Raw genomic sequence first — 16,209 nt, forward strand, 5'->3', positions numbered from 1 at the left:
GCGCACCGGCGGAAGGTGTCGAGTTCCCGCCATGGCGAAGACCAGACACCGAGGTTCTCCCGGCCGGGTGAGCGCAGGTGCCTTCCCGGCTGCCCGCGAGCGGGCAGCCGGGAAGGACACGGTCAGGACGGCAGCTTGGCGATGACGATCTTCGTCGATCCCTGGGCCGTCACGTCGGTGGCGTAGAACGCCACCTCACCCCGGTTGTTGATGCCGAGGCCCTCCAGGGGCACCCAGTGCTTGCGGTCCACCATGGAGCCGATGTCGTACATCCGGCCCTGCGGGTCCCACAGCACCGCCGTCTCGATGTCGGGCTCGGACTCGGCGGTGCCGACGATCCAGCCGGCGTCGTTCACGGCCAGCGCCTGGGCGTCGAAGCCCAGGTCGGGCAGCCGGGTCATGGTGCCGCCCGGCTTCAGGACGAACGCGTCGTCGCCGCTCTTGCCGACGATCACGCCGGAGGCGTTGACGCCCCTGGCGGTGCTGTCGGCCATGCCGGGCAGCGTGCCCAGGTCGGTGACCGAACCGTCCATGTTCCACTTCACCGCGTGGCGGACGCCCGCCTTGTACGAGTGGCCGACGATGACGCCCGACTCGTTGAGCGCGAGCGGCTCGGTCAGGGTGCGCTGGTCGGTCAGGTGGCTCAGCTTGCGGAACCCGTCCTTCGCGGACCAGATGAACGGGTCGTTGACCTGGAGGCTGCCGCCGGTCGCCGGGTTCTTGATGTACCCCGTGGCGTTGCCGACGACGTTACCGGCGTTGTCGACCGCGAAGCCGCGGTCGAAGCTGTACGCCTCCCAGTCCGGCAGCGGCAGCGTGGTGAGCTTGCCGTCCGCGTCCCACACGGCGCCGCGGGTGCCGCCGCCCGTCAGCGTCACCTGACCCGTGGTGTACGCACCGGACTGGCTCAGGCCCAGGGCGCTGCCGTTGCGCACCCCGGTGTTGTCGAGCAGCGTGACGCCGTGCTCGGCGTCCCAGCGGACCGGCCGGGTGACCGAGGAGACCTGCGCCGAACCGGCCACCTGCCCCTGGTCGTTGAAGCCGAAGCCGCTGGCCGGGCCGAAGGACCCGGTGACGTCGAGGGACGGCACGGTGACGTTGCCGAGCAGCACGTCCGCGCTGCCCAGGGGCGTACCCGCGTCGTTCGCCATCGAGAACCGGCCGACCAGACGGCGGCCGGCCGGCGGCACGGCTTCCGCGACGAGGCGCCCGGCGATCTTCATGGACTGCCCGGTGGCCAGCTTCACCGGCTTCTCGTCGTCCACCGTCACCGCGCCCAGCGACTTCGAGAACATCGTGTCCTGGATGTCGAACGCGGTGGAACCGGAGGGCACGTCGGTGCCCGCGATGTACAGGAAGTAGAAGCCGGGCTTCGGGTTCTCTATGGTCAGCGACTCACGCGAGCCGCCATGGGTGGACGAGGCGACCAGGGCCCCGGACTGGGCGATCAGGTACAGGTCGAGGTCGGCGTCCTCGTCGGAGGCGTTGCCGAGCACGACCTCCAGGCGGGTCGCGTCGCGCGGCACCGTGATCTGCTTGCCGGTCATCGCCTGGGAGGCGACGGTGGGCCGGGCCTGCGACAGGGCGCCGAGCGTGCCGCCGGTCGCGTGCGCGGTCACCGGCGCGAACCGGTTGACGGCGGTGAAGGCCTGCTCGGTGGGGGCGTGCAGGGCGGCCTCGGCGACGACGGACGACGCCGGGTCGAACGCGGCACCCTGAACGGCCGCGCTCAGCCGGTACGGGTTCTCCATGACGGGCGACGTGCGCCGCGCCTCCACCTCGAACTCCCAGATGCCGGGCATCGGCTGCTCGTAGGTGCGCGAGGCAGGGTCGCAGGTCCCGGCGTCCGAGAAGTGCGTGTAGCAGAGGCTGACCGCGGTGGCGTCCACGGGCATGCCCTGCGGGTCGATGGCGAGGAACCGGGTCTGGCTGTCGCCCGCGATCCCGCTCAGGTCCACCTTCAGCGCCGAGGCGCCCTCGGCCACGGACACGAACACCGAACGCGTCTGGTTGCGGTCCACCGAACCCTTGGCGCTGATCGTGTACGAGGACTTCGCCGGGTCGGCGGCGGCCACGACGGTGACCGGGACGAGCTTGTCGACACCGGGGGTCGCCGGGTCGTCGACGCGCAGCAGCGCCGAGTGCGCACCGGTGGAGCCGGTCCGCGCGCGGACGGTGACGGTGGTCGCCCTGCCCTTGCCGAGCAGCACGACGGGCGGGGCGCTGAACGTCCCGTCATTGCCCAGCCACGACAGCAGTGCGACACCGCTGCCGGACCCGGTGCGGGTCAGCCGGACGTCGTACTCCTTGGTGCGGCCGGTGGTCTGGCCGCCGTCTCCGGGGGAGCACCGGTTGTACACGCCGGTGCCGGACTTCGGGGTGGCGAGCATTCCGGCGAGCGCCCCGCACACGGGGGCGTCGACGGTGTACGACGTCGGCTCGGCGCCCTTGGCGAGCAGCTTCCACGCCTTCGGGACGTTGATGAGTCCCGCGCCCTGCGCGTATGCGGGCTGGTCGGCGAGGAAGGTCGCCGAGCTCGTCAGTGCGGAGCGCAGCGCGGTCGGCGTCACCTTCGTACCGGAGCGCCGCGCAGCCGACAGGAGCAGCGCGACATCGCCCGCGACCTGCGGGGACGCCATCGACGTGCCGTTGAACATGCCGTATCCGGCGGGCAGTTCATAGCCGGCGTCGGGCACGCTCTCGCCGGGCATCCAGGTGGGTATGGACGACACGGCGGCGCCCGGGGCGACGATCTCCGGCTTCATGCCGCCGTCCTCGCGCGGCCCTCGTGCGGAGAACGGGAACAGGGACTGGGAGGCGCGCACCCGGGAGCCGTAATCGGCCCACCAGGTCTCCTTGCTGACGGACGCGCCGACCGCGAGCACCTTGTCGGAGACGGCGGGGTCGGCGACGGTGTTCATGCCGGGCCCGTCGTTGCCGGCCGACGACACGATCTGGACGCCGTAGTCGTCGATGAGCCGGTTGTAGAGCACGGCCCGCACGTTGTCGCCGTCGTTGAGGGCGGGCAGTCCGCCGATCGACAGGTTGACGACGTCGACGTGCTGGTTCACGACCGCGTCGATCATGCCCTCGGCGAGCGCGTACGACGTGCAGCCGGAAGCGAACAGGCACACCCGCTCGGAAACGATCTTCGCACCGGGCGCGGCGCCGTTCATCTTCCCGCCGAACAGGCTGTTGCCCGCGCTGATCCCGGCGACGTGTGTGGCATGCGCGCCCGAGACGATGCCGATGTTCACGTAGTCGGCGGTCTTGCCGGCGTTGGTGCCGCCCAGCGGCGACAGGTCCACGTCGTCGCGGTACTCGACGGTGAACGGCATCGACTCGGTGACGGGGGTACTCGGGTCGTCCGTGCCGAACGAGGCGAACTTCCCGCTCTTCGCGTACGGTTCGACGACATCGCCGTCACCGAAGGTGTGGTCGAGATCCGCGTCGACCCACACGCGGTGGTCGGCGGGCCGGTAGAGGACGGCGAAGGTGTCCTTGTAGTCGCCGTCGCGGTTCACGTCGCCGCCCAGCTCGCCGCCGTACGTCGTGCTCTCGGCGAAGGTCTGGAACTCGTACGTGCCGTCCGGCGCCTTGTAATCCACGCCGCTGAAACGGAACGTGCCGCCGGTGGCGGTGACCGTGCGGCTCATCTGGAGCCACGTCGGGTCGCCGTCGGTGAGCGGATCGGTCGCCGTGACCCAGTTCTTGATCTTCGGCTCGCCGGTCGTGGTCTTCCGCAGCGCCGGATGCGCGGCGTCCACGCCGGTGTCCAGGATGCCGATGGTCACGCCGCGCCCGTCCCAGTCGCGGTGGGCGGACGTGAAGTCGGTGGCGCCCGTCTCGCCGGTGGGCAGATACGGGTTGTCGGAGGGGGTCCCCTTGCCGGGTGCGGCGGGAGTGCTGCCGCTCTCCGTGCCGGAGGAGTGGTCCCGCTTCCGGTCCTCACCGGTGACCGGCGACGGATCGGGGATCTTGAACGTCTCGTTCAGGTCGACGGCGCGGACCGAGGACAGCGCGGCCAGCTCGGAGACCTTGCCGGTGGGCACGGTGGCGCGCACGTACCCGAGCTTGTCGGTGACCTCGCCGACGGTGCCGCCGAGCTGGGTGACGCGACGGCGTACGCCGGCCGTGTCACCGCGATCGGTCGCCAGCAGCAGGGTGACCGTGGCGGCCTTCCTGCTCTCGGCCTTCTGGAGCAGGGTTCGGTCGTGCGAACCGAGCTTGTCCCGAACGGACTTGAGGGCCTGCTTCGGCACATCGGGTACGGCCGCGCCCAGTGGGCGCGGCACAGGAGCCGCTTGGGCGGGCAGGGCGGACAGTCCCAGTAGGGGACCGGACAGCCCGGCTGCGAGGAAGGCAGCGGTGAGCCGTCGTCTGGCGGGGGTTGGTCTGCGGGACATGGTTGTCCTGCTCCTTCCGGGGTGGGTGTGCTCCCCGGGTCTACAGAGTCGGACGGGCCCGGCGCACCAGAAGGCGGTGGCGACAATTCGACATGTCGTAGAGCCGCCATGGAACGGGGCAGGGCGGTACCGGCGACGGCGGTCCCGCCCCGGGTGTCACCCGCGGGTGCGGTCTGCTCGCGGGACCAGCCCCGCCCGCACCGCGCTCATCCTGGCCCGCACACCCTGCACGGGCACGGCGCCCGCCGGACCCCGGGGAGCGTCGCCCGACGCGCCCCGGCAGGCCCCGCAGACGCCGCCCCGCATCGCCTCCGGGCTGCCGGGTGCCCGGCACTCGCCGCACTCCAGGGTCCGCAGGACGACCTCGCGCACGGGGGCGATCCGCGCGGGCGGCAGTTTGTCGAGCAGCCTCCGGCCGACGAACGCGGCCGGGCTGTAGACCTGCACCGGCAGCCCCTGAGTCAGTGCGGACACGATCTCGGCCTCGGCCGCACCCCGCTCGAACCACTCGCTGACCTGCGGTTCCAGCCTCGCGCAGTCCCGTGCGGACAGCTGGAGCGCGGGGGACGCCTTACCGAGCGCCGCCAGCAGGATGAACGACCGCGAGCGGGTGGGCCGTTGAGGCGTCTGCGGTACGTCATCACGCGTGTACGCCGCCCACCATGCGTCGTCGCGCGCGATGCGGGAGAAGAACGTGCGCGTCACCCAGAGCAGCATCTCCTCCGTCGCGACGCACTCCCTGCCCCGGCGCAGATGTCCGGCCTCCTGGAGCCGGTTCAGCGTGGTCCGCAGCGCGCACTGCCCGTACGGCAGCACCTTGGCGAGGGTCTTCACGGAGATGTCGGCGCCCTCGCACAGCCCGTCGAGGTACGTGGCGACGGCGGCGTCACGGGGGAGGAGGTGGGCGAAGTCCGCTCCGGTGCGGGGGCGTTGGCCGGGTGCCGAACGCTTGCCGTATCCGGGGTTCGCCATCGGGTGGTCGAGCGTGGGCGCGGGGCCGGGCGGGGGAACAGGGGCAGCACTAAAGTGGCTGGCAGCCATGAGATCGGGTCCGTTCGATCATCCTGGTCAGGCCCCTGCTCGGTGTTTGCGCACCGGCGGGGGCCGTCGTGTCCAGGCAGACGCTAGAGCGTGACTACCGTCCGTCGCAAGTCGGTCGCGAAAAGTCAACCCGGCAGGCAGGGAGGGTGGGTGGGAATCAGTCCCGCCATCCATTCCGCTGAAAGAACGCCCGTATCTCGGGGCTTGAGCCCCGGGCGGTTCAGCGTGGCTTCAGCGGCACGATGAGCGTGGGCTCCTCCTCCACCACGTCCGAGGGGTCCGGGGCGGGGCCGCCGGGCACCTGGCCCGGATGGTCGACGATGCCGGTCTTCATGTGGGCGAAGGCGTCGGAGACGTTCCCTTCCCCTCGCCAGTCGGTGCGGGAGCCGCGGTAGGCGTACGTGTCCGGGTCCAGGAACAGGTACGCGCGCGTGCGGGCCCGGTCGTGGAAGTCGAACGTGATGGCCGTGCCCGGCCGCCCGGCCGCGTCCTTCATGGGTTTGGCGACCAGCTCGGTTCCGGGGATCAGCGCCAGCGCGCGGTAGAGCGCGGCGTTGATCCTGGGAGGGATGTTCGACGCGACCTCGAGCACGTTGACGATCCGGGCGAACCGCGCCCCGGGGGTGACGGCCGGAGAGGTTTCCCCCGCGCTGTTGAAGCTCTTGTCCGGACTGTAGGGGAGGACAGCGCTCGGATCGACTCCGCCTGCGAAGAACGGGTCGTCACTGACCCGTTCAAGGAGCTTGCGGGGGTCGGTGGGCAGCCGGGACAGGACCTCCCGGGTCTCCTGCGGCTTGTGCCCGACCCCACTGCCCATCGACGCGGCGATGTCGCTCACGGAGACGACGGTGCGGTCGCCCGTGCGGAACGTTTTTCCGACCGACGCGGCCTTTGCCCCGTCGTACCGCACCCAGTGGGGCTGGTGCCCGCAGTCGTCGTAGCAGACCACCGTGTCGGTGTAGACCCACTGGTGGAGACCGGGTTCCCTGTCCGGGCCCTTCGCGGCGTGGGTCGCGGCGGCGTCCAGGACCTGGGCGACCGTCATCGCGTCCACCGACCGGTTCCGCACCCCCTGGCCGCCCGAGGTGGCGACGACGACGGCGGCGGCAACCGTGCCCGCTGCCAGGCCCACCCACGCGGTCCGCCGGACACCCGGCCGTGCGAAGAAACGGCCGGCGGTCACCGGCGCGTTCTGCCCGGACGTCTCATCGGCCGCCTGCGCCTCTTCCAGGAGGGCCAGTTCCGCACCCAGCCGCTGCTTGAATCCGACCGGAGTGTTCATCGGGTGACCTCCGAAAGTGGCGTGCTGAGAGCATCGGGCGGGGTGGTGCGGCCTGCGCGCAACGCGGCACGGGCGCGGTGCAGACGGACACGGGTCGTCGCCTGGGAGATCCGGAGGACCTTGGCGGCCTCCTTCGTGGTCAGGCCGTCGACGGCGACCAGATCGATCACCGCGCGCAGCGGCTCGGACAGCACGGCGTGCGCGGCCAGCAGCTCCCGGGCCGCCCGCTCGGCGTCGATGCGCTCCTCGAAGCGCTGTACATCCTGCTCGTCCAGCAGACGGCGGCCGCTCAGCGCGGCCACCGCCTCCCGCTCCCGGGCCGACTTGCGGGCATGGGAGGCCACGGTGTTGCGGGCGATCCCGTAGAGCCACACCAGATGCGTACCGCGCCCGGAGTCGTAGCCCGCGAAGGCCTCCAGCGCGGCGACGAAGACGTCGGCGGTGAGGTCGGCGGCCACGTCCCGGTCGGCGGTTCTGCGGGTGACGAAGCCGAGGACGGCATCGAAGTGCGCCTCGTACACCTCGCCGAACGGAGTCGGTCTCCGGCCGGGTTCGTGCGTGGGTATCGGCACGCGGGACCTCCAGTGCGGATCGGCAGTCTGTCACCTACCAATTGGCGCGGGGACCGTGAACCGTTACTTCTCGCAGGTCAGAGAGCTGCTGACCGCTTCAGTCCGGCGACGAACGTGGACCAGGCCGCCGCGCGGAACACCAGCGCGGGGCCGTCGGTCGCCTTGGAGTCGCGGACGGGGACGATCTCGGGGACGCCGTCGAGGACTTCGAGGCAGTTGCCGCCACTGCCGTCGCTGTATGTGGACTTGCGCCACGTGGCCATCTCGACACAGTCCCCGCCGCTTGCGCCGCTGTGCGAGGACTTGTGCCAGGTAGCCGTGGACAGGTCGTGGTCAGAACCGCTGAGCTTCATGGTCGTAATCCTCCGCCACCGACTCGATCAAGGCCAGGGACGCTGCCGGTGAGATCGCGCTGGCCACCACCAGATCGTAGGTCAGTTCGTACGTGCGTACCGTGCTTGGGTCGTCCAGGAGTTGTCCCGATCCAAGCCCGTCCAGATAGGCGAGCGGAGGCGCGTCCGAGAACGCCATGAGCTTCAGGCCTCCTCCCATTGCGGCATGGCCGCCTGCGGAGAAGGGGAGGACCTGCACGATGATTCGACGTTGCCGAGCGAGGCTGGCGATGTGGCGAAGGGCGTCCGCCATCACTTCAGGTCCGCCAACCGTCCGTCGAAGGACCGCCTCGTCCAGAACCGCCCACAACATTGGCTGTGTTGGATCGGCGAGCAGTTGTGCGCGCTCCAGCCGGGCCGCCACCAATTCGTCGATGGCGCTTTCGACCGCCGTCGGCTGGTACTCGCGGAACACCGCCCGCGCGTAGGCTTCCGACTGGAGTAGCCCCGGGATGAGCTGAGGGGCGTACTCCTTGATCGTCGTGGCCCGCGCCTCTGCTTCCGCCGCTTCCGCGAAGTGGTCCGGATACTTCGACGACTTCAGCGCCGCGCAGTTCCGCACAAAGAACCCGTCCGCCCCCAGCAACTCATCGAACTTCTCCGCCTGGTCCATCTGCATCCGCCGCACCCCGGACTCCAGCAGCCCGATGAACGAGCCGCTGACGAAGAGCGGCGAGCCGAGGTCCGCCTGTGAGAGGCCCGCGTCCTCTCTTCGGTGGCGGAGTTCGGCGCCGAGGAGGGCGCGCGGGGAGGAGGAAGGGTCGAGCTTTCGGGGACCAGGCATGACAACTCCCTGTGACACACGTGCGGTTGTTGGAACTGCACCTCTTCCAGGCTAACGACGGATTGGACACGCTGGGTATGCGTGGGAACTACTCAGAGTGGAAGGAATCGATCATGACGACTACGGAGCGGCGCAGGGTGGCGGCGGGCAGGGTGCGGGAGGCGGAGGAGCTGGTGGCTCGGTTGCGGGGAGGGTTCGCGGGGATCGGGGTGGTGCTGCCCTCGCTGCGGATCGACCCGGTCTCGTTCGCGGGCGACGATCCGGTCGGACTCCTCGACCTCGGGCGCTGCAACCTCGACACGGCGTTGCGGCTGTCGCAGGCGCTGGAGGAGAAGGGGGCGGGTCATGACGGCTGAGGGCGGTGGGCTGGAGGCGTGCACGCCGGAGCCCGGGTCGTTCGCGGTCGATGTGCGGGACGGGCGGGTGGGCCGTGTGATGGGGCGGGTCGGGCCGTATGTGCAGCTGCGGCCGCCCGGGGGCGGGGCGGAGTGGGACTGCCCGCCCGGGGCCGTCCGGCCGGCCCCGCCGGGGCTCGTACTGCGGGCGCGGGTGACGGAGGTGAACCGGGAGGGGCAGCTGCCCCGGTGAGGGGGCGGTCGGCGGTGCTCAGACCGCCTCGTCCTCCCCCTCCTCGCCCGCCTCTTCGCCTTCGATCGGGTCATTGATCCGTTCGAGGCGCTCCTCGTACTGCCGCGTTCGCGGATCACCCACCCCGAATATTCGTTGTGCCCGCTCCAGGGTGACCTCCGCCAGAACCTCCGCCTGCGCGTACCGCTTGAGCGCCCGCAAGGTGAGGGCCAGGGAGTCCGCGACGCTGAGTGCGTCCTGGTGGTCGGCGCCGAGGTTGTTCTTGTACCTGCGCAACAGGTCCTGCTGCCGCAGCAGCGCCTCGTCGTACCGCCCGCGTCTGAAGAACAGTCCGGCCTGATTGCCCCGCAGTCGCAGTACGTCGGGGTGATCCGGCCCCAGGACCCGGTCGCCCCGTTCGGTGGCCGACTCGTAGAGGGCCTCCGCCTGGTCGAACTCGTCCTTGCCGAACGTGATCAGGCAGGCGGCGAGGTTGCCGACGGTGACAATGGTGCGCTGATGATCCGGCCCCAGCACCTGTTCGCGCCGGTGGACCACGTCCTTCCAGAGGGCCAGGGCGCGCCCGTGGTCACCGGAGGCGAACACGGTCCCGGCGAACCGGTCGTCCAGCGCCATGGAGTCCGGGTCGTCGGGTTCCCGGACGTCGTCCCACACGCTCTTGACGAACCATCCGGCGGTGAGTCCGGCCAGATGGTCACCGGCCAGATACGTGTAGCGGAGGATTCCGGGGACGACGGCACGGAAGGTCTCGGAATCCGCCCCGAGCCGCACGGCCGACCCGCTGAGCATGCCGAGGGCGCCCACGGCCAGTTTGAAGCTTCCCCAGTGCGCCTGCTCGTCCGGATCCAGGCGCGACAGGTATGCGTGGTCCGCGAGGAATTCGCGCAGCTGCTTCTGGCCCGCGTTGTCGATGACCTCGGCCTGGAGGGCCTCCGCGACGCTGGGCAGGGCCCGGAGACAGGCCGCGAGTCTCTCGTTCGACGGATCCGCGAGCATCCCGATCGCCGGCTCCGAGCGGATGAACCGCACGAGTTCTTCGAGACGCGGCGGAAGCAGTCGGTTGTCGGTGTAGACGCGGATCTCGGCGCCCGGCTCCATGCTGTCCTTGAGGTCCTCGAGGCCGGCGAGCGTCGCCGGGTCCACGGAGGTGCCGTCGAGCATGACCGGCGGCGCTGTCCGCCAGTCGGGGTCCCGGTACAGGCGCCCCTGGGCCTGTTCGATCAGGATCTCGATCGTCTGATTGATCGCCTGGGTGTACTTGAGGCCGAGATCGGTGTCGGCCATCCGGAGCCTGAAGCCGAGGTCCCCCACGAAGTCCTGGCGGGTCTTCTCCAGGTCCTCGGCGACGGCCCGCCCGTGGTTGCAGATCCGCAGGGCCGTTTCGAGGTCCTGTCCCGCCGTGCAGCGAAACCTGATCGCCCTTTCGTACTCCTTCAGGAGAGGGACGAGATACCGCTCCTCGCCGTCCTCGACGAGCTTCTCGTAGACCTCGACGGTCCTGGAGCTCGCGGCGACCGCGTCGTCCGTTCTGCCGAGGACGTAGTAGCTCGTGGCGAGTCCGCGGGTCCGGGCCGCAAGTTCGGGGCGGAAGGCGGCGCCGTCCTGCTCCACGAGTTCCTCGGCGAGATAGGCGCTGTACTGGTGCAGCATGAGGGACTCGCCCGGCTCATTGACGGCGGCGAGAGCCTCGGCGAGCAATGCCGTGATCTGAGTCATGTACGGCAGATGGGCCTTGTACGACTTGTAGCCCCAGTGAGCCAGCTCCTCGTAGCCCTGGAAGGCCTGGCGGGACACCCTGAGCGCGTCGGCATCGCGCTTCGCCCTGCGCAGCTCACCGCTGTACTGGCCCCGCGCGAGTGACAGGAAGTGGAGGTTCTTCCCACGGTCCTCGGCGGCGAGCTCCGTCAGGCATTCCACCGCGCGTTCGGCCGTGCGCAGGGCTTCGTCGTGTTCGCCGGCGTCCGCGAGAGCGCGGGCCAGACCGTGCAGTGCGACCGCCAGTGTCTCCCGCTGGTCCCGCCGGCCGGTCGCGACCGCGTCCTCGACGTAGCCGATCCCGCGCCTGACGGCGTCCAGCGCCCTGGTCGCCTCGCCGAGACCGCCCAGGCGGGCGCCGTAGTTCAGGTAGACGGAATACACGTTCTCGGGTTCACCCGAGGCGGCGCGGTACACCACACCCCGGGCCGCGAGCGCGGCCCCGAGCCCGTCGAGCGCGGCGTGCGGGTACGGAACGGTGTAATGGGCGTGGTACGCGGCCTCGTTGATGACGTCCACCCCGGTCAGGTAGGGCAGGCCGAGTGCGGTGGTCAGCTGCCGTGCCGCCGTCAGGTCCTGCCGCCCGGCGAGTTCCACGGCGACGTCCACCAGGCGCCGCAGGTGCGCCTGGAGCAGTTCCGAGAGCGACTGCGAGGCGTCGGCACTGCCGACGAGCTGAGCGAGGGACTGCCCCAGGTGGGTTCTGAGATCGTCACTGATCTCCGGGTAGTCGTCCGCGGCGAGCGCCAGGGTGTTCAGCAGGCGCGCGAGATACGCCGGGTGCGCCGCGACCGCGCGTGAAACGACGAGTCGCTCGACGAGAGCGGCCCGGCCCTCCGTCGTCGCGAGCAGATGGGAGGCGATCAGATCCGGTTCGATCGGTGCGAGCAGGGCGCCCGGGGCTCCGCCCGCGACGGCCGCGGCCGGGTAGCGCCGGTGCAGCGCGTTGGCGACGTCCGTGCGGGACCGCTCCGGCTCGCCCTCGAACGCGGGTGTCGATGCGAGCAGTTCCACGAGATCCTGCACGGCCGGACCCGTGAGCGTCATGACGCAGAGCGCCTGCTTCGCCCGGCCGCGGTCCGCCAGCGCGCGCGCACCGTCCTTGTGCGCCGTGCTCGACCTGGTCAGACGGTCGACTTCGACGTCGATGACCGTGTCGAGGAGCAGACGCGCCGAGTCGTCGGCGGCGGAGATGGGCACCGCCCGGCCGGAGGCCGCCAGCAGGGCGGCGATGTGGACCAGCAGCGGCCGGTCGTATGCGGCGATCCGCCGGATCTCCGCGGCCGGCAGATCCCGCGGGGTGTCCGGTCCGCCGACGGCCTCGCTGAAGGAGCGGTACGCGGCCTCCGCATGCCGTTCGCGGGCCTCCTGCTCGTCGAACGCCTGGGTGGTCAGGGCGAAGGAGCCGGTGAGCAGCGAAGGGAGATCGACATCGCGGGTCCGGAGTTGTCCCGGCCACGCCTCCTCGCCGCGGGTGATGACGAGGAGGCGGACCGAGGCGCCGAGGTGACCGGCGTCGATCGCCTGCTTGTAGAGGTTCTCGATGAACGTGCCCAGCAGTTCGTGCTGGTGCTCGGCGTAGTCGAAGACGATGAAATGCGGCGTGGCGAAGCTGTGCGTGCCGGAGAGCTTTTCGTAGTCGGCGAATCCCGCCTGCCACATCGTCCGCGGGTCACGGCTGAGTATTCGGCAGGCCTCGGCGGCGATCCTGGACTTGCCCACCCCGGCCGGGCCGGTCAGCCGTCCGATCCTGATGTCCGGTCTCGACGGCAGATCGTTCGCCCAGTCGACGATGCTGTCGAGCACCGTGCCGCTCTGGCCGTCGTTGACGAACTCGACCTGGCGGAAACGGTAGTTCACAAAGGCGAAGAGGCTTGCGTCGGGGAGTCGCGGCGGGGCGCCGGACCAGCCGTCGGTGCCGAAGACCGACGGCCGCGCGGACAGATCGACGAGGGGAAAGGTGAGCAGCGGTTCGAGCGCGCTCACCGCTCGCCGCCGTACCGCCGACAGGACCGCGGCGATCGAGACGCCGCGCAGGCGGCCGTTCCACTGTGTGGGGACGCTGGTCACGATGCCCAGCAGATGCCCGCCCGGGCCGATGACGCCGGCCCCCGAGATGCCGCCCCAGTCCTCGTCGGCCCGCGGCACCGGGTCGATGACCTGAATCGCGATCGTTGTGCCGTCGTCGCCGACCACGGGGGCGAGGTTCACCCGCACGACGGTCGGCCTGGGCGACGTGGAGCCGGATTCGATGCCCGCGACCGGGTATCCGATGATCCGGCAGTTCTCCAGCGCCTGGACGCCGTGATGGGTGCCTCCGCGGGTGGCGGTGCCCCTGGGCTCGTCCAGGTCCGGGACCATGAGCAGTGCGGCGTCGAGGCCGTCGGCCTCCAGCGGAACGATCTCCGTGACGGCCGCCGCCGACGTGGCGCCCTCCAGCCTGACCGTGAACTGCCCGGGGGTGACACGGCCGCCGGTGTACTCGGACGCCTTCGTCACGACGTGCTGGGCGGTCAGGACGAGGCCGCGGGCGAGCAGGAATCCGCTGCCGAGGAAGACCCGGCCGTCGGCCGCGTCGAATCTGATCTTGGCCACCCGTGCGGCGAGGTTCTCGGCCATCTCAGTCGTCGTCCCGGACGGTCACCGAGGGCGTGACCAGAAGCTCGCCCCGGTTGCCGTTGAAATCGACGAATCCCGGGCCCAGGGTGAGCGTCAGTTTATGAGAGGTCGTCGACGCGGAATTCTTACTTCCTTTTGCGACCACGAGCCAGCTGACACCCGCTTCGCCCGCGGCTTGTCTGGCCACTTCGACCGTGAGTTCAACCTCGATCTCCTTTACCTCTAAGGGTATGAGTGGATCGCGTTGGTGGTGAGCGGCCGCGAGTTCCCTGCGAAGGCTCGCCAATACCTCACTCAACCGAAGTCCGTCAGACATGACGGGATCGTACCGGAGACACCCCGGTCGGCAGGGGTAATAGGACCGGTTCCCGCCGCCGCGGAGCACCGATGACGGTCCCGGTGCCACCACTTACCCCCTACCGAGATCCTGCAACGATGTGGTCCGGTCACGCAAAAATCTGATGACGGAGCGCAGTTACACGGCAGGAGCGAGAAATCTCCTTGCAGGAGTCTTGTGGGGCGGGACGTGCGGGTCCTACTGTCGCCTCACCTTCCCGGCGGCCGCCCCACCGGACGTCCCGGTCGTTCACCCCTCCTCAGAGAAACGGGCCTGCGATGTCACGGAAGATCACGGTTGTCGGTGCGAGGTCACGAAGACCGCGCCGGACAGCCCTGTGTGCGGCCGCGGTTGCCTCGATGACCGCGGCCGCCGTCGGCCTCGGCGTGCTGGCCGGTACGCCCGCGGGCGCCCGCCCCGCCTCCGCACCGGCGCCCTCCGCGGCGGCGCCCGCCGTCACCCGGGCCGCCCTCGATCCCGCGCTGGTCGCGGGGAGGGGCGCGAAGGTGGCCTTCGCCGAGCAGGAGGCCGAGAACGCGGTCACCGACGGCACGGTCATCGGCCCGGACCGCACCGCCTACACGCTTCCGGCGGAGGCGTCCGGACGCAAGGCGGTCTCGCTCGCACCGGGGCAGCATGTGGAGTTCACGCTGCCCGCGTCCGCCAACGCGATCACCGTGCGCTACAGCATTCCGGACGCCCCGGGCGGTGGCGGCATCACCGCACCGCTCGATGTCGCGGTGAACGGCAAGAAGCGCTCCACGATGACGCTGACCTCGCAGTACTCCTGGCTGTACAACCAGTACCCGTTCTCGAACGACCCGGGCGCCGGACTGCTCCACCCCGACTGGTGGATCACCGAGTGCTCCTGCGTGCCCGCGGCCACGACCCCCTCCCCGGTCATCGGGAAGCCGTTCCGGCCCAGCCACTTCTACGACGAGCAGCGGCTCCTGCTCGGCCGGACCTACCGGGCCGGCGACACCGTACGGCTCACCGTCCCGGCGGGCAGCCGGGCCGCGTCGACGACGGTCGACCTGCTGGACTCGGAGCTCGTGGGCCTTCCGCACGTCGAGCTGCTCGCCGCCAACGTCCTCGCGTTCGGCGCCGATCCGACCGGCCGGCGGGACGCGGCAGGCGCGATCGACAAGGCGATCGCCTTCGCCAAGCGCACCCACCTCAAGGTGTACATCCCGCCGGGCACGTACCGCGTCGACCGGCACATCGTCGTCGACGACGTCACGATCACCGGCGCGGGCAACTGGTACACGAAGATCAAGGGCCGCGAGGTCGCGCTCGACGAGCCCGCCGCCGACGGCTCCATCCACACCGGCGTCGGCTTCTACGGCAAGGACGCGGCGGACGGCGGCAGCCGCAACGTCCACCTCTCCGGCTTCGCCATCGAGGGCGACGTACGGGAACGCGTCGACACCGACCAGGTCAACGGCATCGGCGGCGCGCTGAGCGACTCGACGATCGAGGGCCTGCACATCAGCCACACCAAGGTCGGCATGTGGTTCGACGGGCCGCTGAAGAACCTGCGGATCAGCGACAGCATCATCGTCGACCAGATCGCCGACGCCATCAACTTCCACACGGGCGTGACCGACTCCCGGGTCTCGGACACCTTCGTGCGCAACTCCGGCGACGACGGCCTCGCGATGTGGTCCGAGAAGACTGCGAACGCCCGCAACACCTTCGACCACAACACCGTCCAGACCCCGGTCCTCGCCAACGGCATCGCGATCTACGGCGGCACCGACAACACCGTCTCGGACAACCTCGTCGCCGATCCGATCCGCGAGGGCAGCGCCCTGCACGTCGGCTCCCGCTTCGGCGCCGAGCCGTTCGCCGGGAAGCTGAACCTCACGGGCAACACGACGGTCCGCGCCGGTACGTACGAACTGAACTGGAACATCGGCCTCGGCGCGCTGTGGATCTTCGCGCTCGACAAGAGCATCGACGCCGACATCCGGGTCACCGGCAACAGCTTCCTCGACAGCACCTACAACGCGATCATGCTGGTCTCCGACTGGGCGGTGAAGGACCAGTACGTCATCAAGGGCGTCCACTTCAAGGACATCAAGGTCGACGGCACCGGCACCTCCGTGCTGAGCGCCCGGGCGGCGGGCGGCGCCACCTTCGAGAACGTGGACGCGCGGAACGTGGGCGCGGTCGGCGTGAACAACTGCGGCTCGTTCAACTTCCCGGCCACCGGTTCGGAGTTCTCCCTGACGGACCTGGGCGGCAACGACGGCGGCTGGCTCGCCCCCTGGCTGCTGCCGAACACCATCACCTGCAACGACCGCCCCGACGTCGTCCCGCCGCCCGCGCCGGGGGCGTGGTGACGCGCGCGGTGACGTGCGTGCGGTGGTCCCAGTAATTCCTCAGTAACGGGCTCCTCATAGGTTCTCGCACCAACCTGGCCGTGCTTGC

11 protein-coding genes are annotated in these 16,209 nt (G+C 70.3%); 3 read left to right on the forward strand and 8 right to left on the reverse strand.

Annotated elements, in window-relative coordinates; all coding sequences use genetic code 11:
• Positions 1 to 122: 122 nt before the first annotated feature.
• The 6 genes from OG408_RS21815 to OG408_RS21840 all read right to left on the reverse strand — a co-directional run bounded on the left by OG408_RS21815 (position 123) and on the right by OG408_RS21840 (position 8,477).
• Positions 123 to 4,406, reverse strand: coding sequence for a S8 family serine peptidase (locus tag OG408_RS21815; RefSeq protein ID WP_326671479.1), 4,284 nt, complete (start codon positions 4,404 to 4,406; stop codon positions 123 to 125).
• 156 nt (positions 4,407 to 4,562) lie between these two features.
• A complete protein-coding gene (locus OG408_RS21820; protein WP_326671481.1) occupies positions 4,563 to 5,378 on the reverse strand; it encodes a hypothetical protein in 816 nt (271 codons plus the stop codon).
• A 289-nt stretch (positions 5,379 to 5,667) separates the two neighbouring features.
• On the reverse strand, positions 5,668 to 6,729 hold the full coding sequence (locus OG408_RS21825; RefSeq protein ID WP_326671483.1) for a CU044_5270 family protein: 1,062 nt from the start codon (positions 6,727 to 6,729) through the stop codon (positions 5,668 to 5,670).
• The gene (locus OG408_RS21830) at positions 6,726 to 7,301 is read right to left on the reverse strand and encodes an RNA polymerase sigma factor (RefSeq protein WP_285570953.1); all 576 of its coding nucleotides are present in this window, start codon (positions 7,299 to 7,301) and stop codon (positions 6,726 to 6,728) included. The genes OG408_RS21825 and OG408_RS21830 overlap by 4 nt, the downstream gene beginning before the upstream one ends.
• Before the next feature lie 77 nt (positions 7,302 to 7,378).
• Positions 7,379 to 7,654 carry a DUF397 domain-containing protein gene (locus OG408_RS21835; RefSeq protein WP_326671485.1) on the reverse strand — a complete coding sequence of 92 codons (276 nt, stop codon included), beginning with the start codon at positions 7,652 to 7,654 and terminating at the stop codon, positions 7,379 to 7,381.
• Positions 7,635 to 8,477, reverse strand: coding sequence for a helix-turn-helix domain-containing protein (locus tag OG408_RS21840; protein ID WP_285570948.1), 843 nt, complete (start codon positions 8,475 to 8,477; stop codon positions 7,635 to 7,637). The genes OG408_RS21835 and OG408_RS21840 overlap by 20 nt, the downstream gene beginning before the upstream one ends.
• Positions 8,478 to 8,590: 113 nt before the next feature.
• Here OG408_RS21840 and OG408_RS21845 point away from each other — a divergent pair, with 113 nt between their 5' ends.
• The gene (locus tag OG408_RS21845; protein ID WP_326671488.1) at positions 8,591 to 8,833 is read left to right on the forward strand and encodes a hypothetical protein; all 243 of its coding nucleotides are present in this window, start codon (positions 8,591 to 8,593) and stop codon (positions 8,831 to 8,833) included.
• The gene (locus OG408_RS21850; RefSeq protein ID WP_266781006.1) at positions 8,823 to 9,065 is read left to right on the forward strand and encodes a hypothetical protein; all 243 of its coding nucleotides are present in this window, start codon (positions 8,823 to 8,825) and stop codon (positions 9,063 to 9,065) included. Before OG408_RS21845 ends, OG408_RS21850 begins: the two co-directional genes overlap by 11 nt.
• Before the next feature lie 18 nt (positions 9,066 to 9,083).
• Here the strand turns inward: OG408_RS21850 and OG408_RS21855 are convergent, their stop codons facing one another.
• Positions 9,084 to 13,439 carry a tetratricopeptide repeat protein gene (locus tag OG408_RS21855; protein WP_326671490.1) on the reverse strand — a complete coding sequence of 1,452 codons (4,356 nt, stop codon included), beginning with the start codon at positions 13,437 to 13,439 and terminating at the stop codon, positions 9,084 to 9,086.
• A gap of 1 nt (position 13,440) precedes the next feature.
• Positions 13,441 to 13,755 (reverse strand): trypco2 family protein, encoded by a 315-nt coding sequence (locus OG408_RS21860; protein ID WP_266781024.1) that lies wholly within the window; start codon positions 13,753 to 13,755, stop codon positions 13,441 to 13,443.
• A gap of 380 nt (positions 13,756 to 14,135) precedes the next feature.
• On the opposite strand from OG408_RS21860, the gene OG408_RS21865 reads away from it, so the two are divergent.
• Positions 14,136 to 16,121, forward strand: coding sequence for a glycosyl hydrolase family 28-related protein (locus tag OG408_RS21865; RefSeq protein WP_442806052.1), 1,986 nt, complete (start codon positions 14,136 to 14,138; stop codon positions 16,119 to 16,121).
• The last annotated feature ends 88 nt before the right edge of the window (positions 16,122 to 16,209 follow it).

It is taken from the genome of Streptomyces sp. NBC_01257 (assembly GCF_035917255.1).
GTDB lineage: Bacteria > Actinomycetota > Actinomycetes > Streptomycetales > Streptomycetaceae > Streptomyces.

Excerpts from the sequence above, each read along its gene's own strand:
- OG408_RS21815 (WP_326671479.1), bottom strand. The coding sequence starts at position 4,406 with ATGTCCCGCAGACCAACCCCCGCCAGACGACGGCTCACCGCTGCCTTC.
- OG408_RS21820 (WP_326671481.1), bottom strand. The coding sequence starts at position 5,378 with ATGGCGAACCCCGGATACGGCAAGCGTTCGGCACCCGGCCAACGCCCC.
- OG408_RS21825 (WP_326671483.1), bottom strand. The coding sequence starts at position 6,729 with ATGAACACTCCGGTCGGATTCAAGCAGCGGCTGGGTGCGGAACTGGCC.
- OG408_RS21835 (WP_326671485.1), bottom strand. The coding sequence starts at position 7,654 with ATGAAGCTCAGCGGTTCTGACCACGACCTGTCCACGGCTACCTGGCAC.
- OG408_RS21840 (WP_285570948.1), bottom strand. The coding sequence starts at position 8,477 with ATGCCTGGTCCCCGAAAGCTCGACCCTTCCTCCTCCCCGCGCGCCCTC.
- OG408_RS21845 (WP_326671488.1), top strand. The coding sequence starts at position 8,591 with ATGACGACTACGGAGCGGCGCAGGGTGGCGGCGGGCAGGGTGCGGGAG.
- OG408_RS21850 (WP_266781006.1), top strand. The coding sequence starts at position 8,823 with ATGACGGCTGAGGGCGGTGGGCTGGAGGCGTGCACGCCGGAGCCCGGG.
- OG408_RS21855 (WP_326671490.1), bottom strand. The coding sequence starts at position 13,439 with ATGGCCGAGAACCTCGCCGCACGGGTGGCCAAGATCAGATTCGACGCG.
- OG408_RS21860 (WP_266781024.1), bottom strand. The coding sequence starts at position 13,755 with ATGTCTGACGGACTTCGGTTGAGTGAGGTATTGGCGAGCCTTCGCAGG.
- OG408_RS21865 (WP_442806052.1), top strand. The coding sequence starts at position 14,136 with ATGACCGCGGCCGCCGTCGGCCTCGGCGTGCTGGCCGGTACGCCCGCG.